This is a genomic window from Amycolatopsis roodepoortensis, assembly GCF_014873915.1.
Classification (GTDB): domain Bacteria; phylum Actinomycetota; class Actinomycetes; order Mycobacteriales; family Pseudonocardiaceae; genus Amycolatopsis; species Amycolatopsis roodepoortensis.
Genome location: NZ_JADBEJ010000008.1, coordinates 68,121 through 88,679 on the forward strand (window position 1 = coordinate 68,121; position 20,559 = coordinate 88,679).

General features: G+C 68.4%; 25 protein-coding genes and 1 tRNA gene. 13 read left to right on the forward strand and 13 right to left on the reverse strand.

What is annotated here, in order from left to right; translation table 11 throughout:
- Positions 1-125: 125 nt before the first annotated feature.
- Together dcd and H4W30_RS37910 are read right to left on the reverse strand one after the other, a co-directional pair.
- Positions 126-707: a dCTP deaminase gene (gene dcd / locus H4W30_RS37905; RefSeq protein ID WP_125679521.1), complete on the reverse strand. Its 582-nt coding sequence runs from the start codon at positions 705-707 to the stop codon at positions 126-128.
- 13 nt (positions 708-720) lie between these two features.
- Positions 721-1,926, reverse strand: coding sequence for an oxygenase MpaB family protein (locus tag H4W30_RS37910; protein WP_192747164.1), 1,206 nt, complete (start codon positions 1,924-1,926; stop codon positions 721-723).
- Positions 1,927-2,037: 111 nt separating this feature from the next.
- Between H4W30_RS37910 and H4W30_RS37915 the strand changes: the two genes are divergently transcribed.
- From H4W30_RS37915 to H4W30_RS37925, 3 genes are all read left to right on the forward strand, one after another.
- Positions 2,038-2,108 (forward strand) — tRNA-Gly (locus tag H4W30_RS37915).
- A 71-nt stretch (positions 2,109-2,179) separates the two neighbouring features.
- Positions 2,180-2,827 carry a YdcF family protein gene (locus H4W30_RS37920; RefSeq protein WP_192747165.1) on the forward strand — a complete coding sequence of 216 codons (648 nt, stop codon included), beginning with the start codon at positions 2,180-2,182 and terminating at the stop codon, positions 2,825-2,827.
- Positions 2,828-3,181: 354 nt separating this feature from the next.
- Positions 3,182-3,670 (forward strand): GNAT family N-acetyltransferase, encoded by a 489-nt coding sequence (locus tag H4W30_RS37925; protein WP_192747166.1) that lies wholly within the window; start codon positions 3,182-3,184, stop codon positions 3,668-3,670.
- A gap of 1 nt (position 3,671) precedes the next feature.
- Here the strand turns inward: H4W30_RS37925 and H4W30_RS37930 are convergent, their stop codons facing one another.
- Together H4W30_RS37930 and H4W30_RS37935 are read right to left on the reverse strand one after the other, a co-directional pair.
- The gene (locus H4W30_RS37930; RefSeq protein WP_126736146.1) at positions 3,672-4,325 is read right to left on the reverse strand and encodes a hypothetical protein; all 654 of its coding nucleotides are present in this window, start codon (positions 4,323-4,325) and stop codon (positions 3,672-3,674) included.
- A gap of 61 nt (positions 4,326-4,386) precedes the next feature.
- Entirely contained in the window at positions 4,387-4,788 is a 402-nt protein-coding gene (locus H4W30_RS37935) for a DUF4279 domain-containing protein (protein WP_192747167.1), read from the reverse strand.
- A gap of 36 nt (positions 4,789-4,824) precedes the next feature.
- On the opposite strand from H4W30_RS37935, the gene H4W30_RS37940 reads away from it, so the two are divergent.
- Entirely contained in the window at positions 4,825-5,217 is a 393-nt protein-coding gene (locus H4W30_RS37940; protein ID WP_192747168.1) for a TIGR03618 family F420-dependent PPOX class oxidoreductase, read from the forward strand.
- Between the two features lie 34 nt (positions 5,218-5,251).
- Positions 5,252-5,779, forward strand: a complete 528-nt coding sequence (locus H4W30_RS37945; protein WP_192747169.1) for a GNAT family N-acetyltransferase — start codon at positions 5,252-5,254, stop codon at positions 5,777-5,779.
- Here H4W30_RS37945 and H4W30_RS37950 read toward each other — a convergent pair.
- The 3 genes from H4W30_RS37950 to H4W30_RS37960 all read right to left on the reverse strand — a co-directional run bounded on the left by H4W30_RS37950 (position 5,776) and on the right by H4W30_RS37960 (position 8,469).
- A complete protein-coding gene (locus H4W30_RS37950) occupies positions 5,776-6,114 on the reverse strand; it encodes an MmcQ/YjbR family DNA-binding protein (RefSeq protein ID WP_192747170.1) in 339 nt (112 codons plus the stop codon). The genes H4W30_RS37945 and H4W30_RS37950 overlap by 4 nt on opposite strands.
- Positions 6,115-6,223: 109 nt before the next feature.
- Positions 6,224-7,909 carry a bifunctional metallophosphatase/5'-nucleotidase gene (locus H4W30_RS37955; protein WP_192747171.1) on the reverse strand — a complete coding sequence of 562 codons (1,686 nt, stop codon included), beginning with the start codon at positions 7,907-7,909 and terminating at the stop codon, positions 6,224-6,226.
- An 83-nt stretch (positions 7,910-7,992) separates the two neighbouring features.
- Positions 7,993-8,469, reverse strand: coding sequence for a GNAT family N-acetyltransferase (locus tag H4W30_RS37960; RefSeq protein ID WP_192747172.1), 477 nt, complete (start codon positions 8,467-8,469; stop codon positions 7,993-7,995).
- 151 nt (positions 8,470-8,620) lie between these two features.
- Between H4W30_RS37960 and H4W30_RS37965 the strand changes: the two genes are divergently transcribed.
- On the forward strand, positions 8,621-9,268 hold the full coding sequence (locus H4W30_RS37965) for a VanZ family protein (RefSeq protein ID WP_192747173.1): 648 nt from the start codon (positions 8,621-8,623) through the stop codon (positions 9,266-9,268).
- Here H4W30_RS37965 and H4W30_RS37970 read toward each other — a convergent pair.
- Together H4W30_RS37970 and H4W30_RS37975 are read right to left on the reverse strand one after the other, a co-directional pair.
- Positions 9,209-9,385 (reverse strand): hypothetical protein, encoded by a 177-nt coding sequence (locus H4W30_RS37970; protein ID WP_192747174.1) that lies wholly within the window; start codon positions 9,383-9,385, stop codon positions 9,209-9,211. The two genes, H4W30_RS37965 and H4W30_RS37970, sit on opposite strands and share 60 nt — an antisense overlap.
- Before the next feature lie 96 nt (positions 9,386-9,481).
- Complete coding sequence (locus H4W30_RS37975; protein ID WP_192747175.1) at positions 9,482-10,135, reverse strand: class I SAM-dependent methyltransferase; 654 nt, start codon at positions 10,133-10,135, stop codon at positions 9,482-9,484.
- A 29-nt stretch (positions 10,136-10,164) separates the two neighbouring features.
- Between H4W30_RS37975 and mug the strand changes: the two genes are divergently transcribed.
- The 6 genes from mug (at position 10,165) to H4W30_RS38005 (ending at position 15,312) form a co-directional block, all read left to right on the forward strand.
- Positions 10,165-10,731 (forward strand): G/U mismatch-specific DNA glycosylase, encoded by a 567-nt coding sequence (mug, locus tag H4W30_RS37980; protein ID WP_192747176.1) that lies wholly within the window; start codon positions 10,165-10,167, stop codon positions 10,729-10,731.
- Between the two features lie 281 nt (positions 10,732-11,012).
- Positions 11,013-11,813: a response regulator transcription factor gene (locus tag H4W30_RS37985; protein WP_192747177.1), complete on the forward strand. Its 801-nt coding sequence runs from the start codon at positions 11,013-11,015 to the stop codon at positions 11,811-11,813.
- Positions 11,814-11,962: 149 nt separating this feature from the next.
- Positions 11,963-13,807: an acyl-CoA dehydrogenase gene (locus H4W30_RS37990; RefSeq protein ID WP_192747178.1), complete on the forward strand. Its 1,845-nt coding sequence runs from the start codon at positions 11,963-11,965 to the stop codon at positions 13,805-13,807.
- Positions 13,808-13,931: 124 nt separating this feature from the next.
- Positions 13,932-14,207, forward strand: coding sequence for a GlsB/YeaQ/YmgE family stress response membrane protein (locus H4W30_RS37995; protein ID WP_016338181.1), 276 nt, complete (start codon positions 13,932-13,934; stop codon positions 14,205-14,207).
- A gap of 71 nt (positions 14,208-14,278) precedes the next feature.
- Positions 14,279-14,575 carry a GlsB/YeaQ/YmgE family stress response membrane protein gene (locus H4W30_RS38000; RefSeq protein WP_126736158.1) on the forward strand — a complete coding sequence of 99 codons (297 nt, stop codon included), beginning with the start codon at positions 14,279-14,281 and terminating at the stop codon, positions 14,573-14,575.
- Positions 14,576-14,595: 20 nt separating this feature from the next.
- Positions 14,596-15,312 (forward strand): leucine-rich repeat domain-containing protein, encoded by a 717-nt coding sequence (locus H4W30_RS38005; RefSeq protein ID WP_192747179.1) that lies wholly within the window; start codon positions 14,596-14,598, stop codon positions 15,310-15,312.
- A gap of 4 nt (positions 15,313-15,316) precedes the next feature.
- On the opposite strand, the gene H4W30_RS38010 is transcribed toward H4W30_RS38005, so the two are convergent.
- Genes H4W30_RS38010 through H4W30_RS38020 form a run of 3 tightly spaced genes read right to left on the reverse strand, consistent with a single transcriptional unit; the run spans position 15,317 to position 19,315 of the window.
- Complete coding sequence (locus H4W30_RS38010; RefSeq protein WP_192747180.1) at positions 15,317-17,146, reverse strand: VanW family protein; 1,830 nt, start codon at positions 17,144-17,146, stop codon at positions 15,317-15,319.
- 26 nt (positions 17,147-17,172) lie between these two features.
- Positions 17,173-17,466 carry a GroES family chaperonin gene (locus H4W30_RS38015; protein ID WP_007032412.1) on the reverse strand — a complete coding sequence of 98 codons (294 nt, stop codon included), beginning with the start codon at positions 17,464-17,466 and terminating at the stop codon, positions 17,173-17,175.
- A gap of 40 nt (positions 17,467-17,506) precedes the next feature.
- On the reverse strand, positions 17,507-19,315 hold the full coding sequence (locus tag H4W30_RS38020; RefSeq protein ID WP_192747959.1) for an NHL domain-containing thioredoxin family protein: 1,809 nt from the start codon (positions 19,313-19,315) through the stop codon (positions 17,507-17,509).
- Between the two features lie 179 nt (positions 19,316-19,494).
- On the opposite strand from H4W30_RS38020, the gene H4W30_RS38025 reads away from it, so the two are divergent.
- On the forward strand, positions 19,495-20,064 hold the full coding sequence (locus H4W30_RS38025) for a hypothetical protein (RefSeq protein ID WP_192747181.1): 570 nt from the start codon (positions 19,495-19,497) through the stop codon (positions 20,062-20,064).
- Here the strand turns inward: H4W30_RS38025 and H4W30_RS38030 are convergent.
- Positions 20,031-20,528: an SRPBCC family protein gene (locus tag H4W30_RS38030; protein WP_192747182.1), complete on the reverse strand. Its 498-nt coding sequence runs from the start codon at positions 20,526-20,528 to the stop codon at positions 20,031-20,033. The genes H4W30_RS38025 and H4W30_RS38030 overlap by 34 nt on opposite strands.
- Positions 20,529-20,559: the final 31 nt, after the last annotated feature.

Consider the following 20,559-nt stretch of genomic DNA (forward strand, 5'->3'; position numbering starts at 1 on the left):
ACCGTCGAGCGCCCGCTCTTGGGCCGAAGGCCCACGGAAACACGATGAAGGGGCGCTTCGCACTCGACGGAGCTGGCTATGCGGCGTCGCCCCTTCGGCGGGTTTCCGTCAGCGCTCGACCAACGTCACCGCCAGGTGTCGACGCGGTGGAAGTTCTTGTACGCACGGCTCGGGGTCGGGCCCCGCTGACCCTGGTAGCGCGAGCCGGCCTCGTTCGAGCCGTACGGGAACTCCGCCGCGCTGGACAGGCGGAAGATGCAGAGCTGGCCGATCTTCATGCCCGGCCAGAGCGTGATCGGCAGGTTCGCCACGTTCGACAGCTCCAGCGTGATGTGACCGGAGAAGCCGGGGTCGATGAAGCCCGCGGTCGAGTGCGTGAGCAGCCCGAGGCGGCCAAGGGAGGACTTGCCCTCCAGGCGGCCGGCGAGGTCGTCGGCGAGCGTGACGGTCTCGTAGGTGGAGCCGAGGACGAACTCGCCCGGGTGCAGGACGAAGGGGTCTTCGCCCTCCTTCTCGACCAGCGAGGTCAGCTCGTCCTGCTGGAGCTGCGGGTCGATATGCGTGTACTTGCTGTTGTCGAACACGCGGAAGTAGCGGTCGAGGCGCACGTCGATGCTCGACGGCTGGACCATGGTCGGGTCGAACGGGTCGACGCCGAGACGGCCTGCGTCGAGCTCTTTACGGAGGTCACGGTCGCTGAGGAGCACGCGATCAGCGTAGTCAAGCGGCCTTCATGTGCCTGCCGTAGGTCGGGTCGAGCCCGAACACCTTGGTGACCTGCCGCAGGTAGTGGCGCCGCCCGGCGGCCCCGAGCAGCTCCTGGAGCGCCGTCGCGCCGGGCACCACCCGCCGCACGGTCTCGGCGGCGAAGTTGACGCCCGCCGCCGCGACCACGGCCGCCTGCGCGATCGGATCGTCGGGTAGTTCGAGGAAGTCGGCGTTGGTCTTGCCCAGCAGGAGCCTGCTGATCGCCCCGTGCCCGGCGACCGACACATGCGCGAGGACCTTGCCGAGCGCGCCCCGGCCCTCGCCGATCCCGGCGTGGGATTTCATCAGCGCCGCGGCGAGCCGTTTGGAATCGTCGTCCGGGATGAACTCGGTGGTGGCGAGCAGCCACAGCAGACGCCAGGCGTCGTCCTCGCCGGCAGGCAGGAGTTCCTCGTCGACGCCCATCAGCCAGCCGACGTAACGCCAAAGGTGGAGGATGTCGGCGCGCTCGCGGGCGCTGTACCGGAGCCCGAGCAGTTGCGTGCCGAAGACGTAGACGAGCGAGAAGAGCAGGAGCGTGCCCGCGGTCTGGACCTGATTGACGGGCTTGTCCCAAGCGGCGTAATCCCAGTCCTTGCGGCGGTTCATGGCCGCGCGGACGTGCGCGTGCACGATCCGCACCCGCAACGCGGACTCGTACCCGCGTCCGCCGGGCACCAGCGCGCCCGGCGTCGTGACGTGGATCCACCACGTCGCCGTCTCGACGAGACGTCGTGCGGCCTTGTACTCGATCTCGCCGGTGCCGACGAGCGCCTTCGTGGCGCGCGACGCGAGGTAGCCGCCCATCAGCGACACGTCGCCGAGCGGGAAGAGGCCGAGCAAACCGGCGCGCGTGATCGCCCGCGCTCCACGCTCCAGCCGATCCCGATCGACCCAGTACGGCGTCGCCTCGACGTCGCGGAAGAAGGCTTCGAGCTCCTCCGGCGGACTGTCGACGCTGTCGATGCCTTGCCGCAGTGCCTGTTCGAACTTGGGTTGCGCGCCCTTCCGCAACAACGGCACCAGCACGTCGGCGGCCGGGTCCTCGCGCTGCGCGAACCGCCGCAACCGGGCCACCTGGCGCTCGTCGCCCCTGATGTCGCCCTCGATGAACAACCTCGACGCCACGCGGAAGCCGCCTTGACGGAACAGTTCGGGATCAGGCAGCCGCTCGCCCATCCGGATCACCTCCGAGGTCGACAACAAGTGTTGTCACTTTCGAGGGCGACGTCAAGGATGGGGTGGGGCTTGGCAAGGGGAGATCCGGACCATGTATGCTGGCGGCGCACTGCGGATGTAGTTCAATGGTAGAACATCAGCTTCCCAAGCTGAATACGCGGGTTCGATTCCCGTCATCCGCTCTCACGCGAAAGCCCCAGGTCAGTGGATGTCCACTTAGGACCTGGGGCTTTTGCTTTGCTTCGGAGTCCTGATGCCCGAAACCTTGCCGGACGATCTCCGCGCCGACGTCCAGGCGCTCTGGGACTACCACGACATGCGCCACGAACTCCGGCCCGCCGACGTCGGGATCGGACTCGGCAGCCACGACCTCGGCGTCGCGACCTGCGCGGCGGAACTGTTCCACGCTGGAATGTTCCCGCGCATCGTCTTCACCGGGGCCAACGCGCCGACCACGGTTGACCGGTTCCCACGCGGCGAAGCCGTCCACTATCGCGAACACGCGCTGGAGCTGGGCGTCCCGGATGACGCGATCCTGGTCGAGCCCGAGGCGCGGAACACCGGGGAGAACATCAAGCTCACGCGGCGGCTGCTGGAGTCTCGCGAGGTCGGGTCGGTCGTTCTCATCTCCCGGCCGTACCAGCAACGGCGCGCCTACGCGACATGCAAGAAGTTGTGGCCTGAGGTCGACGTCATCTGTGCTTCCCGGTCGTTACCGCTGGACGACTACGTCGAGAGTATCGGTGACGTGGACCGCGTCATCAACATGCTTGTCGGTGACACACAACGGATCACCGTCTACGCCGCGCGCGGTTTCGCTGTCCAGCAGGACATCCCGGGCCGCGTCGCCGAGGCTTACGACCGCCTGGTCCAGGCCGGCTTCAGAGAGCGTCTTCTTTGACGGGATCGATCAACAGCCCGGCTCGGCCGGGGTCACGCTGATTTGGTCGATCCGCCCCCGAGTTCGTGGCGGGCCAATTCCTTGGCACGCCGACCGAGATCATGCTCGCCGTCGAACACACCTGCTGTCCGAAAGCGGCGCGGCGACTCAGCGTCCGGCTGCGCCTTGGCCAACCGCCGGAGCGGCGACAACACAGCAGACACGCGAACCGCAACCGAGTCCGAGCTTCCGCTGGTCGTCATAGCCCCACCCTAGCCGCCGCCACGCAACCCGCCGAGGTTCGGCGCTGGCCGGATCCAGGCCGAGAACCGCGGCGCCGGTTATTGACTTCCCAGCATCGTTACCGTGCCAGGTATGGAGATCCGGGAGTTCACCGAAGAGGACTGGGCGCAGGTCTGGCCGATCGTGCGCGAAGTCGTGCGGGCCGCGGACACGTACACCTACGACCCGAACCTCACCGAGGAAGCCGCGCGCGCGAGCTGGATCCAGACACCGCCGGGCCGGACCGTGGTCGCGGTCGAGGACGGCCGCGTGCTCGGAACGGCCAAGATGGGGCCGAACCACGGCGGACCCGGGTCGCATGTGGCGACGGCCAGTTTCATGGTGGCCAAAGACTCGCGCGGCAAGGGTATCGGCGGCGCGCTGTGCGCACATGCCCTGGAGTGGGCCAGGAAACAGGGATTCGCGGGGATGCAGTTCAACGCGGTCGCCGAGTCGAACGTCGCCGGGATCCGGATCTACGAACGGCTCGGGTTCGAGATCGTCGGGACGGTGCCGGGCGCGTTCGAGCACCCGACGCTGGGGCGCATCGGGTTGCACGTCATGTACTGCGACCTGGGCTGAGTCAGCCTTCGACGAGTTCCCAAGGCGCGTCGGCGCTCGGCCGGTCGTACACCTGGCCGGGCGCGGCGCTCAGCACCAGGGCGACGTCCGGGTACAGCGTGACGGCGTGCTCCATTTCGAGGGCTTCGACCTCGAAGTCCTCGTTCTCCGGCACCTGGAAGCCGACGAGCAGCCAGCTGCCGTCGGCCTCGCGGACGACCTGGCGCACGGCGCGGGCCGGGGCGGCCGGGTCGGTGGAGATCTCGGCGAGTTCGGTGCTCACCTGGACTTCTTCCAGCGGCGAGCCCGGATGCGTCCACGCGGCGAGGCGGGCGGCCCGCACGAGCAGGTCTTCCTCGTCGTCGTCCGAGTCGGCGACCGAACTCAGCAGCCACGAGCGCCGCTCCGGGTCCCAGTCGGCGGCCATGCCGGTGGGGAGGCCGGCGAGCGCGGCGAGTTCGGGGATGAGCTCCACCGCTTCCCGCAGCGGCAGCGCGCCGAACGCGTCCTTGTTCATCTCCATGTCCTCGGAGAACTCGTTGCCGTCGCTGATGAACCAGTCACCGTCGTCGTCCAGTACGACGAAGGCGAGGTTCGACGGATCCTCCACCAGCGACCGGGAGATGATCACCGGCGACTCGGGATCCTGACTCAGCGGCCAGTTCTCGCTCGACATGCTGGGCTCCCAACGGGGTTGTCCGGCTGCAGGGCACCATCCCACCACGACCGGCCGAAGCTCATTCGCTGAGGTCGTACTCGTCGACGTCGAGCGCGGCGGCGGCTTCGGTGAGGAACGCGAGCACGGCGGGCGAGAGGTGCCAGCCGAACTCCTCGCCGCCGTCACGATGATGGAAATAGCGCACCACTTGCAGCACGGCACTGGCGCCTTCGTCCACCAGCTTCCGGATTTCCGGGCGGACCGGGGCGAGCCTGCCGATCACGCTCTCGATCTGGTCGTCGACCGGTTCCGAACCGCGGTGCGTCACCTTCCAGGCGTGCATCCGCGGCAACCGGTGTTCGGCGGACCGCGAACCCAGTACCAGCACCTCGTCGGGCTCCATGCCGAGCCGCGCGGTGATCTCCCCGGCGGACACGGTTTCGCTCTTCAAGGCGAAGTAGCAGTACTGGTGGACCTTCATACGCCCGGCACCCTAGCTTTCAGGCAGGCTGACCAGGTGAAACGTGATCAATCGCTTATCGAACGTCTCGCGCGGGAGCGCAACGCCTGGTTGTGCACGCTCCGGGCGGACGGATCGCCGCACGTCACGCCAGTGTGGTTCGTGTACCTCGACGACGTCTTCTGGGTCGGCAGCGGAGAGCGGAACGTGAAGGTGCGCAACATCGGCAACGATCCGCGTGTGAGCATCGCGCTGGAAGACGGCGACGCGCCTGTTGTCGCCGAAGGCACGGCACGCGTCCATCGCGGAACTCTGCGCGAAGACGTTCTCGCGGCCCTGTCGGCGAAGTACGACGGCTGGGCGGCGGGTGTGGAGGTCGAGCCGTCCGGCGCCAGGGTGCTGCTGGAAGTCCCCGTTAAGCGGTGGCTGCTCGCGGGGGTCGCCCAATAGTCTGGAAAGTCCGATACCGATCTTGGGATGGACGATGCTGACCGGTGAACTGATCCGCTTGCGCCCGCTGGAACCCGAGGACGCGGACACGCTGTGGCGCTGGCACAACGACCCGGAGGTCACCCGCTGGCTGGTGGCCGACCACCCGGAATCCCTCGCCCAGATCCGCGAACGCTTCGCCCACCGGAAGCCGAACAGCTTCGGCCAGGTGAACTTCGCGATCGAGAGCCTCGCCGTCGGCACGTTGATCGGCACCTGCACCCTGCGTGACGCCACGCCGGAGAGCGGCCGCGCGGAACTCGACATCTACCTCGGCGAGAAGGACCACTGGGGCGGCGGCTACGGCACCGACGCCATGCGCACGCTCTGCCGCTACGGCTTCGACGTCATGCGGCTGCACATGATCGCGCTGTGGGTCGTGGTCGACAACGAGGCCGCGATCCACGTCTACAAGAAGCTCGGGTTCCAGGTGGACGGCAGGCACCGGCAGTCGTTCCGCGGCCGGGACGGCCAGTGGCACGACGAGTACCTGATGAGCTTGCTCGAAGGGGAACTCCGCTAGTCGTTCAGTCCTTTCGTGAGCCTGGCGGGTGCCTTCATCCGCCAGGCCTCCTCGATGAGTTCACGCAGCTGGGCCTTCTCGACCTTCTCCAGGTCGACGAGGATCGCGCCGTAGCCGTCGTAATGCGGCGTGGTGAAGTACGCGGGGTCGCCGGAGGCCAGCAGCGCCTCCTTCTCCGCGTGCTCGCACAGCAGCATCAGCCCGCCCTCGGCCTCGGTGCGCAGCCGGGCGAAGCTCTTGCCCGCGACCTTGAGCGACGGCGTGCGGTACGAAGTGGACTCCTCGACCTCGGGCAGCCTGCCCGCCAGTTCCACGACTTCTTCCCAGGTCGTCATGGCGGCCATTGTGCCCTGGGTCACTGACAAAACCACCCCGCGGACGCGATGAAAGGTCCCTTCCTCGCGAATTTCGCGAGGAAGGGACCTTTCATGGCACTCGCGAGGGCTACGGCAGGACGGTGATCCGGTCCGCGGGCGGCGGCGCGATACCCGGGTGCGCCCCGAAGTACGCGATCAGCGCGTCCAGGTCCACCGGACCGCCCGACAGGTCGGTCCCCTTCGTGAACTCGGTGAAGCCGTCCCCGCCGGCGGCGAGGAAGTTGTTCACCGAAACGCGGTACGACGCCGCCGGGTCGATCGGCGTGCCGTCGAGCGTCAGGTTCGAGACGCGTGCTCCCTGGGCCGCGGACGCCGAGTACGAGTACTTCAGCGACTTCGAGATCTGCAGGATCCGCACGACCCCGTTGGCCTGCCACTGCTGTTCGAGCACGTTCTTCAGGTCCGCCCCGGTGAGCGTGATCGTCTGCATGATGTTCGCGAACGGCTGCACGGCGAACGCCTCGCCATAGGTCACGACGCCTTCGCCTTCGCCGGCGGGCGACGACTTGTGGGTGAAGTCCGTGCGGATCCCGCCCGGGTTCGTCATCGCGATCTGCGCGCCGTTCGACTTCGTGGCTTCGAGCTGGGCGTCCGCGATGACGTCGCCGAGCGGCGATTCACCGGAGGGGGCGCCCTTGGCGGTCAGGTCCGCGGTGATGGTGCCGACGGCCTTGTTCGCGATCGGCGCGGCCTTGGTCTTGGCCTCGTCGATCAGGTCCTGCACGTCGCGATCCGGATCGACGTCGCGGGTGACGATCTGGTTGTGCGCCTTGGTTTCACCACGCACGACATCCAGGGTGCGACGGTCGATCTTCAGGTCGACGACCGACAACAGGCGCCCGAACGACGCGCCCTGGATCACCGGGCGCGGTTCGCCCGCGGGGTCGTTGATCACGCAGTTGTACTGCTGGTGGCTGTGCCCGGTGAAGATGGCGTCCACTGTGGACGTCACGCGCTGCGCGATGGCGGTGGCCGCGCCCGGCTTGACCTTGCATTCGTCCGGGCCGGCGGTCTCCGAGTTGTCGCCCTGGTGCAGCAGCACGACCTGCGCCTTGACCCCGAACAGGTCGAGCAGCTTGGCGGTGCGATCGATGGCCTGGACCTCTTCGCCGAACTTCAGGCCCTTGATCGCCTCCGGGGTGACGACCTGCGGCAGATCCTTCAGCGTCGCGCCGATGACGCCGATCGGGACGCCGCCGGAGAACTCGATGCTGAACGGCAGCAGCGCCGGGAAGCCGTTTTCGTAGTACACATTGGACCCGAGGAAGGGGAAGTTCGCGCCCTGGAAGGATTCGCGGAACTGGCAGCCGTCCGTCGGGTGACAGCCGCCGTGCTGCATCCGCCGGAGTTCCTTGAGGCCTTCGTCGAATTCGTGGTTGCCCACCACGGAAGCCTCGACCCCGAGCCGGTTCAGCAGTTCGACGGTCGGCTCGTCGTGGAACAGCGCCGAGATCACCGGCGACGCGCCGATGCTGTCACCTGCCGACAGGACGACCGAGTTACGCACTTCGCCGCGAAGCTTCTTCAGGTGCGTCGCGAGGTAGACGGCACCGCCCGCGTCGACGGTCTTGCCGTTGGGGAGCGTGACACGGCCGCTCGAACCGGACGGCGGTTCGAGATTGCCGTGCAGGTCGTTGAAGGTGATCAGCCGGACGTCGGTGGTCGCCGACGTGGCGGACGCGGGCGCGGCGACGGCGGCCAGCGCGGTCAGCGCGGCACCGGCGACCACGGCCAGCCGGGTAGAGAGTTTCATGCTTCCTCCGATTCGCACGGCGGAGGAGTCTGCCTTGCGGATTTGACCTTCACCAGAGCGGAAAGCATGACGATAGGCAAACGTCACATGGCGACGGGCAGATAGAGACGCTCACGCCGCCGGGTGACGTCGTTCGGCATCGGCTCCAGTTCCCCCGTCGCGATGAATCCGAGCCGCAGGTACAGGCGCCGCGCGTGGTCGTTGTCCTCCGCGACGTGCAGCCACACCTCGCGTGCGCCGTCTTCCTCGGCGGCCGAGCGCACTTCACCCATCAGCTTGGTTCCCAATCCCCGGCGGCGGGCTTCGGGCGCGACCCACATCGAGTAGAGGATCCAGCCGTCGTCGCGCGCCCGCCCGGCGACGAGACCCACCGGGCGCCCGTCGTCGAAGGCGGCGAACCAGGTGTCCCCGGCCAGCTTCGCGAGCCACTCCTCGTCGGACTGCGCGCGTTCGGCCGCGGCGATCGAGCCGTAGTTCTCGGGCGTGTCCGTCAGGGCACGAAGGCGGATCTCACGGAAGACGTCGAGGTCCGCGGGGATGAGCCGTCGAACGAGCACCATCCGGGCAGAATCCCACGTCCGGCGGCGGATCAGGGAACGAATATCGCCGATCGGCCAAGATCTGGATCGGCCACTCGGCCGATCCGGCCCCGGCCGTCGGCGGCCCTTCGACCGAAGTGGCCGTACCCGCCTGATCCATAACGTCGTGGTCATGACGAACGCACAGGTCACCGCCCTGCAGTACGGCTTGATCGCCTTCTTCGCGCTCTGGGCGACGGTGCTGATCCCGCAGCTGATCGTCCTGCACGCGCGGCACGGCCGGGTGCGGCTTCGTCCCGTCCTGACCACGGCCGCCGTGCTGCTCTACGCCACCATGACCCTGGCGGTGACGTTCCTGCCGCTGCCCGGCCCCGGCGCCGGACGGCTGAGCCAGACCGTGCAGCCGAACCCGTTCCAGTGGGTCACCGACATCCACACCGAACTGCTCAAGCACGGGCAGCCGATGGCCGACTGGTTCACCACCCAGACCTTCCAGCAGGCCACCATGAACGTGCTGCTGTTCGTCCCGCTCGGCTTCTTCGCCAGGACACTGTGGAAGCGCGGCCTCATCGGCACGACGCTGATCGGGCTCGCCGCGTCGCTGCTGATCGAGATCACGCAGCTGACCGCGAACTTCGGCACCGCGCCCTACGTCTACCGGATCTTCGACGTCGACGACCTGCTCAACAACACCGGCGGCGCGATGCTCGGCTGGATCGCCGGGGCGCTGCTGCTCAGCCTCGTGCGGAAGCCCGTTCCCTCAACGGTCGAGATGCAGCCGCTGTGTGGCGAGCGGGTCGACCTCGCCGAGATCCGCTAGCCTCGCCTGCCGTCGCTGGGCCGCGCGCCGCGCGGCCCGCCGGTCTTCCGCGATCACCAGCACGGTGGCCACCACGAAGATCAACGCGACCAGGCCGAGGATGAGCGAGAGCTGCAAAACGCCTCCTCGATACGACCTTGTGTGCGAGATCACAAACAGTACGCACATCGTGGTGAGTTGACCACCCCTTGAGACGAAAGTGGGTGTCCCAGGTCACGCGGGGGTCGCCGAGAACCAGGTGCGATCGTCGGCACGCCAGCGCTCGAAGACCAGACCGGCCCTGGTCAGCGCGACGTTCAGTGCCTCGGCGTCCAGCCGGCGGCAGGTGAAGGGCTGGCTCCAGGACCGGCCGGACGCCGAGTACCGCACGACGGCCGACAGCAGGTCGCCGTCACGGACGACCTGGTCGAGCCGGACGCCGACCCGGCCGAGCGTGCCGCCCTGACCATCGCGCACCGACTCGAACCACTCCGGCGGATGCCATTCGACGAGCACCCGGCCGCCGGGCGCGACATGGGCGCGAGCGGTGGACAGGAAAGCCTCGCGATCGACCGCGGAGGCGGCGTTGACCAGGTGACTGCCGAGCAGTACGGCGTCGAAGTCCCGTTGGAGCCGCAGTTCCTCGATCTTCGAACACACCTTGTCCGCGCGGACGTGGGCCAGCATCTCCGGCGAGTCGTCCACCGCGACCACCGGATGCCCCAGCTCCAGCAGCGCGTGCGTGATCCGCCCGACGCCGCTGCCGAGCTCCAGGATCGAAGCGCCTTCCGGGATCGCCGCGTGCACGATCCCGGGCTCGTCGCCGGGCGGCAGCAGCCGGTACACCTCGACCGGGCAGCCGTCGGCCGTGAACGCCCCCTCATCCATACCCGCCAGCGTGCCGGAAACTGGCGGGGGTGAGGACCAAACCGACCAAGGACGAACTGGCCGCCGCCTACGGCAAGACCATCGACGACGTCATCGCGCCCGATCTGGACGTGCTGTTCTGCGGGATCAACCCCGGTCTCTACTCGGGCGCGCTCGGCCTGCACTTCGCCAGGCCGGGGAACCGGTTCTGGCCCGCGCTGCACCGCGGCGGCTTCACCCCGCGCCTGCTCGATCCCAGCGAGCAGCACGAACTGCTCGCCCTGGGCCTCGGCATCACGAACGTCGTCGCGCGGACGACGGCGCGGGCCGACGAGCTCACCCCGGACGAATTCCGCGAAGGCGGGCGCCTCCTCACGGCGAGGGTCACCGAATACCGGCCACGCTGGCTCGCCGTGGTCGGGATCACGGCCTTCCGGACGGCGTTCGGCCTGCCGAAGGCGAAGGTCGGCCCGCAGGACGGCGAGATCGGCGGCGCACGGGTCTGGGTCCTGCCCAATCCCAGCGGGCTGAACGCGCATTGGACCCCCGCGGCGCTCGGAGACGAATTCGGCCGGCTCTTTGATCAAACACGGTGTGCCGAAGTCCACTCTGAGTAGTGAACATGTCAAGTTCTGCCCTCGGCGCGCTCATTCGAGCCAGAGATCCACAACCAGCCGATACGCAGAGTTTGCCGCGACGGGCCGATACATCTATGAGGGGGATATCGCGTCACGTGCTCCGGCCTACTGACTCGTAATAGTTACGAGGTGTCATCTCTGTCCGGTCCCGCAGGGGGACCGGTTGACGAGGGTGACCACGCCGGGGGGCGGTGGTCACCGAATGGACTCGCGAGTCCTCTCGTCCGGAGATGGCGGGCAGGAAAACGGAGGGGTCCGTGATGCGAAGCATCGAGCCGAACCGAACGCAGGCCGGCAGGCCTGGTGGACTGTCGCCAGGTGGCCGCGGCCTCGGCGTGGCCGCCGTCGATCCGATCCCGATCTTCTGCGAGGGCCTGAGCTCACTGGTCCACCGCACCCCGGGCCTGCAGTGGCTCGGGCACGCGGCGAGCCATCACGCGGCGCTCCAGCTGTGCGAACAGCTCAAACCGGACGTCATCGTGCTGGATTCGGCGCTCGACCCGAACTGCCATCTGTCCCGCCTGCTCAGCGGCGGCGACCCGGCGCTGGTCATCATCACGATGATCCGGGACACCAACCGCACCCAGCAGTACCTCGCCGCGGCGATCGCGGCGGGCGTGCACGCGATCGTGCCGCGGGCGACCGACGGGCGGCATCTGGCCGAGGCGATCCGGCGCGCGCACAGCGACCGCCGCTACATCGACCCGACGCTGGCGGCGCTGACCGCGCGGCCGAAACGCCAGCCCGTGCTCCCCAAGCCGGGCGACGCCCCCAAACCGGCGACCGCGCGCGGCCTGATGCCGCTGTCCCGCCGCGAGTACCAGGTCCTGCAGCTGGTGGCGGAGGGACTGGAGAACTCCGGGATCGCGAAGATCCTGTTCCTGTCCGTGGAAACGGTGCGGACGCACGTCAAGAGCATCTTGCGCAAGCTCTCCGCCCGCGACCGGACACACGCGGTGACGATCGCCTTCCGTTCCGGCATCCTGGTCACGAACCCCGACGACGGGCACACCCCCGCCGAGACGCCGGCGGCCGCTTCGATCGCGCCGTCATCCCGCTGAACCGGCACCGAGACCCCCGTATTGCTGATTTACACATCACAACAGTGGCCATTCACTTGCCGCCGGTTACCCACAGGTAATATCCTGAAGTTACCGGCGAGTAGGGGACGTGTGCCCGGCCGGGGAGCCGAACACATTGGAGTGACGAAATGGGCCACTACAAGAGCAACGTCCGAGACCTGGAGTTCAACCTCTTCGAGGTACTCGGCGTGCAGGACCGCCTCGGCAAGGGCGTCCTCGCGGAATCCGACGAGGAGACCGCCCGCGGCGTGCTGACCGAGCTGAACAAGCTCGCTTCCGGTCCCCTCGCCGACTCGTACGCCGACGCGGACCGCAACCCGCCGGTGTACGACCCGAAGACCTTCTCGGTGAAGATCCCCGAGTCGTTCAAGAAGAGCTACCAGGCGCTGATGGACGGCGAATGGTGGCGGCTGGGCCTGCCGAACGAGCTGGGCGGCTTCGGCCTGCCCCCGACCGTGCAGTGGGCCGCGGCCGAGCTGATCCTCGGTGCCAACGCGCCGCTGTTCATGTACATGGCGGGCCCGAACTTCGCCGGCATCGTCGACAAGAACGGCACCGACGAGCAGAAGCGCTGGGCGCAGATCATGATCGACCGCGGCTGGGGCGCCACCATGGTGCTCACCGAGCCCGACGCCGGTTCCGACGTCGGCGCCGGCCGCGCCAAGGCCGTCAAGCAGGAGGACGGCTCCTGGCACATCGACGGCGTGAAGCGGTTCATCACCTCGGCCGAGAACGACATGGTCGAGAACATCATGCACCTGGTGCTGGCCCGTCCCGAGGGCCCCGGCATCGAGACCAAGCCCGGCACCAAGGGCCTGTCGCTCTTCCTCGTGCCGAAGTTCCACTTCGACGGCGAGACCGGTGAGCTGGGCGAGCGCAACGGCGCCTTCGTCACCAACGTCGAGCACAAGATGGGCATCAAGGCCTCCACCACCTGCGAGCTGACCTTCGGCCAGCACGGCACGCCCGCCAAGGGCTGGCTGCTCGGCGAGGTGCACGACGGCATCGCGCAGATGTTCCAGGTCATCGAGTACGCCCGCATGATGGTCGGCACGAAGGCCATCGCGACGCTGTCGACCGGTTACCTCAACGCGCTCGAGTACGCCAAGGAGCGCGTCCAGGGCGCCGACCTGCCGAACATGCTGAACAAGGCGGCGCCGCGCGTCACCATCACCCACCACCCGGACGTCCGCCGCTCGCTGATGCTGCAGAAGGCGTACGCCGAGGGCCTGCGCGCGGTGTACCTCTACACGGCGACCTTCCAGGACCAGGTGTGGACCGGCGAGGGCGACGAGGCTTCGCAGAAGGTCGCGCACGGCGTCAACGACCTGCTGCTCCCGATCGTCAAGGGCGTCGGCTCCGAGCGCGCGACCGAGCAGCTCGTGCAGTCGCTGCAGACCCTCGGCGGGTCGGGCTTCCTGCAGGACTACCCGATCGAGCAGTACATCCGTGACGCGAAGATCGACTCGCTGTACGAAGGCACCACGGCCATCCAGTCGCTGGACTTCTTCTTCCGCAAGATCGTCCGCGACAAGGGCGCTTCGCTGGCCTACGTCGCCGGGGAGATCACGAAGACCATCGAGTCGGAGATCGGCAACGGGCGGCTCAAGAACGAGCGCGCCCTGCTCAAGCAGGCGCTGGAAGACACCCAGGGCATGCTCGGCTCGCTGATCGGCTACCTGACCTCGTCGCAGGAAGACCCGCAGAACATCAACAAGGTCGGCCAGCACACGGTCCGCCTGCTGATGTCGGTCGGCGACCTGCTCATCGGCTGGCAGCTCATCAAGCACGCCGAGGTCGCCATCGGCAAGCTCGACTCGGGCGCGTCCGCGAAGGACGTCCCGTTCTACGAGGGCAAGCTCGCCGTGGCGTCGTTCTTCGCGAAGAACGTGCTGCCGGAGCTGACGTCGCGCCGCGCGATCGTCGAGGCCGCGGACAACAGCCTGATGGACATCCCCGAGGCCGCGTTCTAAACGATTTAGTGACGAAGAGCCCCCTCCGGCCCGGAGGGGGCTCTTCGTGGTTTCGAGGGGGTATCGGGCGGGCATTTCCGTGCTGAGTCCGCCCATTGGCGGAGACCTCGGCAAAGGAGTCTCAATGACAGTCACCGGCATCATCACGGCGATCGTGGTCGGTTTGATCCTCGGGGTGCTCGGCAGGTTCTTCGCGCCCGGCAAGCAGTCCATCCCGATCTGGCTGACCATCGTCGTCGGTATCGTCGCCGCCTTCATCGGTACGGCGATCGCCCGTGGGCTCGGCTACGCGGACACGAAGGGCTTCGACTGGCTCGAACTCATCACCCAGATCGTCATCGCCGGTATCGGGGTGACCCTGGCCGCGAACCTCTACGGACGGCGAAGTGTCACCCGGTAAGGGGGCTTGAGGCGCGATGAGCCCGAATCGGTGACACCGTGGGCTCATCGATCTCCAGCGAAGGAGGAACCATGTTGGGTGGCCTTTGGGGCATCATCACCACGATCGTGGTCGGGTTGATCCTCGGCGTCATCGGCCGGATGATCGCGCCCGGTGATCAGAAGATCCCGATGTGGCTGACGATCGTCGTCGGCATCATCGCCGCCTTCATCGGCAACTGGCTTGCCGGTGTGTTCGGCGTCCGTGACACCGCGGGCATCGACTGGATCCGCCACGCCTTCCAGGTCGGCGCGGCGATCGTCGGCGTGATCGGCGCGGCCGCGATCTACGCGAAGGTCAAGGGCGGCGGGCACCGGACAGTCACCTGATCCCGTTACGGTCGGCCCCTGTGACCACTCGACTCGATCTCAGTGGCCAGGGGCTGACCTCCCTGCCCGGCACCTCCCTCCCGTCCTCGCTCGAGCACCTGGACCTGTACGACAACCGGCTGACGTCCGTTCCCGACGAGCTGTGGTCGCTGTCCGGGCTCCGCGTGCTGAATCTGGCCGCCAACCGGCTCACCGCCATTTCGCCCGCCATCGGCGGCCTGCGGAATCTGCACACCCTGGATCTGGGGCACAACGAGCTTCCAGCTCTGCCGGACGAACTCGGCGAGCTCGCCGGACTGACGGAATACCTCTACGTGAGCGACAACCGGCTCACCGCGTTCCCCGCCGCGCTCTGTTCGCTCGGGCGGCTGAAATACCTTGGCTGCACGGACAATCGCATCCCGACGCTCCCGGAAGACCTCTCCAGGTTGGCCTCGTTGCGTGAATTCCGTTTGTACGGCAACGGCCTGACCGGGCTGCCGGAGTCGATCGGGACGCTCTCCGCGTTGCGCGAACTGCATCTGCGGAAGAACCTGCTGACGTCCTTGCCGTCCTCCATCGGGGAGCTGAGCGAATTGCGTCAGCTCGATCTGCGCGAGAACAAGCTGACCTCGCTGCCGTCGTCGATCGCCCGGCTGTCCAAATTGGACAAATTGGATCTGCGCTGGAACAAGGAGTTGCGGGAGCCGTCGTGGCTCGCGGACTTCGAGGCGCGTGGCTGCATGGTGTTGCGATGAGCGCTCAAGCGCAGATCATCGTCGCCCGCGGCGAGTAGGTCGCGTTGCGGGTCTCGCGGCGGACCTCCGTCCCGGTGACGACGTCGATCAGCACGCGGGTGTCCGACGTGCTGAACCCGGCCGCACCGGGGTCCGGCACGCAGCCTGGTCCCGACCCCATCTGCACCGGCTGGGGGACGTAGGAGTGCCGCTCGCCACCGACGCTCTGCACCGAAAACCGTTTCGTACCCCAGATCCGCACGGTCACCGAACCGTTGGCGGGGAGCACCTGGATCGCGATCCCGGTCGGGGCGTCGTTGACGATCTGCAGCTCGACCGGCGAACCGTCCGCGTTGATCGCCTTCGCGTCACGCGCGACCGGATAGCGGTCGAGGTAGTGGTCGTGCTCCAGATGCCCGCCGTCGGCCAGGCCCGCCAGGTACGCGGCGTTGTAGAGCGTCGTCGCGAGCTGGGAGACGCCGCCGCCGACCACGACCGGCCCGGTGCCGTCTTCGTTCACCGGGGCGGGGACGTAGCCCGCGTCCGCCGTCCTCGCCCCGGACCGCGCCCCGAGGCTGAACGTCTCGTTCGGCTTCACGATGGCGCCGGAGACCCTGCCCGCCAACGCCTGCACGTTCGTCATCGCCGGCCCGCTCAGGCCCGAGGTGGTGAATTCGCCGATGATCTCGTTGATGCCGAGGACGTTCGCCGCGTCGGTGCTGACGGCCGGGCTGCTGGCGTCGTAGACCGCCCTCAGCTCCCGCTCCTCGCTCTTCGCGAGCACCGAGGTCAGCGACGAGAACGTGAGGTCCCAGTTGACCTTCCGGGCGTCCTTCGACGGCTGCACGGCCGGCCGGTCGCCGACGAAGACGATCTGCGCGTCCGCCCCGTCGGTCTCGGTCTCCTTGAGCTGCGGCTGCGCGGCGGCGCGCAGTTTGCCCTGGTCGATGCGGACTTCGAGGTTGCCGTCGTCGCGTGCGGCGAACTGGAAGGCCCCTGCGATCGTGTTCGGCTTCAGCGTCGCGTCCTTGCCCTCACCGCGGATGACGAGCGGTTTCGCGACCGCGGGGACGACGATCTTGACGAGCGCGGCGTGCACGCCGGGCGAAGTCGCCTTCACGGGCGCGACGTTCACCTTCAGCTCGACACCCTCGTCGCTCAGCCAGCGATCGGTGACCGCGGCGACCGCCTCCTTGACGTCGGCGAGCGTTTGCCCGTGCCGCGGTTCGACCGCGGCCGGGACGACACCGCCGTCGGTGCCCGCGATGGGCTGGAACGTGATGTTCCCTTCGACCGGCGGGCGGTTCAGCTGCGCGACGGCGAGGTCCGAGACGGCCTTTTCGAGCTTCGGCGCGTCGGTCCAGGTGACGACGCCGACCTCACGGCTGCTGAAGAACGACATCAGCCGCGTGTACGGGCTCAGCGGCTGGTGACCGGCGCGCCCCAGCGTCTGCGGCCAGTCCAGGCCGAGACCGGACGACGTCGGGTACAGCACCGTCCGGACGTCGCCCGCCCGCACCCGCACCGGCTCGATCAGCCTGGGCTCCAGCTCACGGCGGAGCTTCGACTCGGCCTCCTTGTGCGTGAGGCCGCCGACGTCGATCCCCGCGACCGTGACGCCGCGCGGGACGTCGCCGGCGCTGACGATCAGATCGACCGCGTACGCGACCACGAAGAGGCCCATGAGCACCCCGGTGACCATGAGGGCCTTGCCGAGCCCCTTGCGGAGCTTCGACGCGGGCGTGGGTGGCGGCTGGACCACCCGGTCGCCCTCGAAGAGCTCGTCCACCAGGCCCTGGTCGGAGTCCGGGAGGAGATCGTCGGTGAACAGGTCGTCTTGCCCATCGCGTGCCAACTCTCCCCACCCCTCCCGCAGCCGAGCTACAAGTACAACCCCGTGCCGTGTTCGGTCCGTTCGGTCGCCACGGCGTGGATGTCGCGCTCCCGCATCACCAGGTGCCCCTCGCCCTGGATCTCGACCTCGTGCTGGTCGTCCGGGTTGAACAGCACACGGTCACCGGTCTTGACGTTCCGCACACTGTTGCCCACGCCCAGTACATCACCCCACGCGAGGCGCCGCGCGACCTGCGCGGTGGCGGGGATGACGATCCCGCCCGAACTCCGGCGCTCGCCGTCCTCGGGGGACAGCTTCACGAGCACCCTGTCCTGCAGCATCTGAATCTCGAGTTTCGGCCGATCTGACACGCCTACGACTCTACTTACCCGGATCCCCGGCCATGACCAGGCTCAGCGTGCTTTCTCCGCCCTTTTCGAACCGCACCGGCACGCCCCAGTCCTGCCGGGTGATGCGGCAGGCGGGGTGCTCGCCGCCGTCGTCACAGCTGGCGGCCTGCGCGACGACCTGCAGGACACCGCCCGAGACGCCCTCGGCGAAGCGGAGCTTGCGGAACAGGTCCGTGCCCACCCCGGCGCCGTCGGCGAGCAGTTCCGGTGGCGACGCGCTGATCTCCAGCCGCGTCGACGGGCCGAACCGGTCGTCGAGCTTCTCTCCCGGCGGCGGGGTGAAGACGACGGAGAACTCCAGCTCGCCCGGCGCCAGCACGGTCGGCGGACGGCGGACCGCGTGCGCGTCCCCGGCCACCGCCTGCTCACCGAGCGGCACCGGCCCGATGCGGTTGGCCGCGGACTCGACGACCAGCAGTTCGCCGTCGTGCACGAGCAGCCCGGACGGCTCCGCGAGACCGGTCGCGAGCGTGGTCACCTGGCGGGTGAGCGGGTCGTAACGGCGGACCGCGCCGTTGTAGGTGTCGGCGATCGCGATGGTGTCGCCGGGCAGCACGGCGAGGCCGAGCGGATGTTGCAGGAGCGCCTTGTCGGCGGGGCCGTCGACGTGCCCGAAGGAGAACAGGTCGACGCCGACCGCGGTGTGCACGGTGAACGTCTCGCCCTCGGGCTGGATCCAGCGCAGCGCCGACGTCTCCGCGTCCGCGAGCCACAGCTTCCGCCCGTCGGGCGTGAGGCCGGACGTCTGCGCGAAGAACGCTTCGTGGACGTCGCCGTCTCGCAGGCCTTCGACGGTCGTGCCGGCGAAGCGGCGGATGGTGCCCGAGACCGGCTCGAACACGCTCAGAGTGTGGTTGCCCGCCATGGCGACCACGACGCCGCCCGCGGGGCCCCACCAGGCGACGTCCCAGGGGCTGGTGAGGTCGATGTCGAGCGCCTTGCCGGTGTCGACGCCGTCGCGCCACTGACGGCCGGTGCCGGCGACCGTGGAGACCTCGCCGGTGATCAGGTCGATACCGCGCAGGCGGTGACCGGCCGTGTCGGCGACGACGGCGTGGTAACCCGCGCGCTCGGCGACCTCGTACGGCAACAGGGTGATCCCGGACGGCTCGGTGAAGCTCGCCAGGTCGAACGGCCCGTCCTGCGCGCCGCGTTCGCCGCTGCCGAAGCGGCGGATGATCGTCTCGCCGTCGGACGCGAACTCGACGATGGAGTGGTTGCCGGTGTCGGCGACCAGGATGCGGCCCTCGGCGGTGGTGACGGCCTTGCCCGGGAAGCGCAGCTCGGTGCGCTGCTCCTCGACCGGGACGTACGGGCTGCCGCCGCGGCGCAGCGTGCCCTTGGCCTCGTGGGTCGCGACGAGGTCGGCGATCACCCGGCGCAGCGCCTCGGCGTGTCCCTCGCCGGCGGCGACGTGCACGACGTAACCCTCGGGGTCGACGACGACCAGCGTCGGCCACGCCTTGACCGCGTACTGCGACCAGGTGGCCATCTTCGGGTCGTTGAGCACCGGGTGGTGCACCTCGTAGCGCCGCACGGCGGCCTCGATCGCGGCCGCCTCACCCTCGTGCAGGAACTTGGGCGAATGCACGCCGATGGTCACCAGGACGTCGGCGAACTCGGCCTCCAGCGGGCGCAGCTCGTCCAGCACGTGCAGGCAGTTGATGCAGCCACTGGTCCAGAAGTCCAGCAGGACGACGCGGCCGCGCAGCCCGGCGAGCGTGATCCGCTCACCGCCGGTGTTGAGCCACACGTCGCCGTCGAGCTCGGGCGCCCGCACGCGGGACTGCGTTCGTGGGGAAGTCACGACATGAGTGAACTACACGCCCGGCCGTGCTGTTCCGACGTCCAGGCGTTGAGAGGGCGAGCTCACCCCAGGGGAGGAGCCTCATGTGGGTGATGAGGGAGTGGTGTTAAAAGAGAAGGCGCCTTCGCGGTGGGCGATTTAGGCTCGAACACATGTCCACTGTTGAGCACGCCTTCACCATCGAGGAGGCACACGACCTCCAGGCGAGCTTGGCCGAACCCGTGCGTCCCGGGTTGAGCGAGGCCGAGCTCGACGACGTCGAAGCCCGCTTCGGCTTCCGGTTCGCCGCCGACCACCGCACCTTCCTGTCCGCCGGGGTGCCGATCGGCGACCGCTGGCCGGACTGGCGCTGCGGCAACCCCGACCAGCTGCGAAAACGCCTGGACTGGCCGGTCGACGGGGTGCTTTACGACGTCGAACACAACGGCTTCTGGCTGCCGGACTGGGGCATGCGCCCGATCGACCTCGCTGACGCGCTTTCGCGGGCCCGATCGCAGCTGGCGCTCGTCCCGCAGCTCGTGCCGGTCTGCGGGCACCGGTATCTGCCGGGGATCGCCGGGAGCCAGGGGTATCCGGTGCTGTCGGTGTATCAGACCGACATCGTCTATTACGGCTACGACCTGCGCGGATACCTGCGGCACGACTTCTGCGGCCAGCCGCTGGGCACCCCGCCGCCCGGCGGACCGCGTCAGATCGAGTTCTGGTCGCGGTTCGTGGAGTGAGCGGACTCGGCGGCGGCCTTCAGCCGGGCCAGCGTCGCGGCGATGTTCGCCCGGTTGGCGTCGTCGCGCTTCCAGACCCCGGTGAACAGCGACGTCGGCCCGCGCAGCCAGGCAGGCCGCCGGTCCCACGTGCTTTCGACGGCCACGCAACCGTCGTCCGTCGCCTCGATGTCGTACTGCCAGCGCGAGACGGGAAGACCGGCGAACGTGGTCACCTCGAACGCGAACCGCTTGCCCTCGTCGGCGTCGGTGATCGTCGAAAGGGTGCTCCAGCGACGGAAGCCCCGGCGGTTGCGACCGCGGAACTTGGCGCCGACGGCGGGCTCCTTCGCCCCACCGACCCATCGGTGCCCTTCGTACTCCTCGGCCATGTCCGCAAGGGCTCCCGGGTCGCTGACCAGGGCATATACCCTCTCGGGCGGGGCGGCGATCGCGATCTTGCCGGTGGCGCTGCGCTGCGTCATCACATACCTCCGTACTGAGGGTATGTGAAAT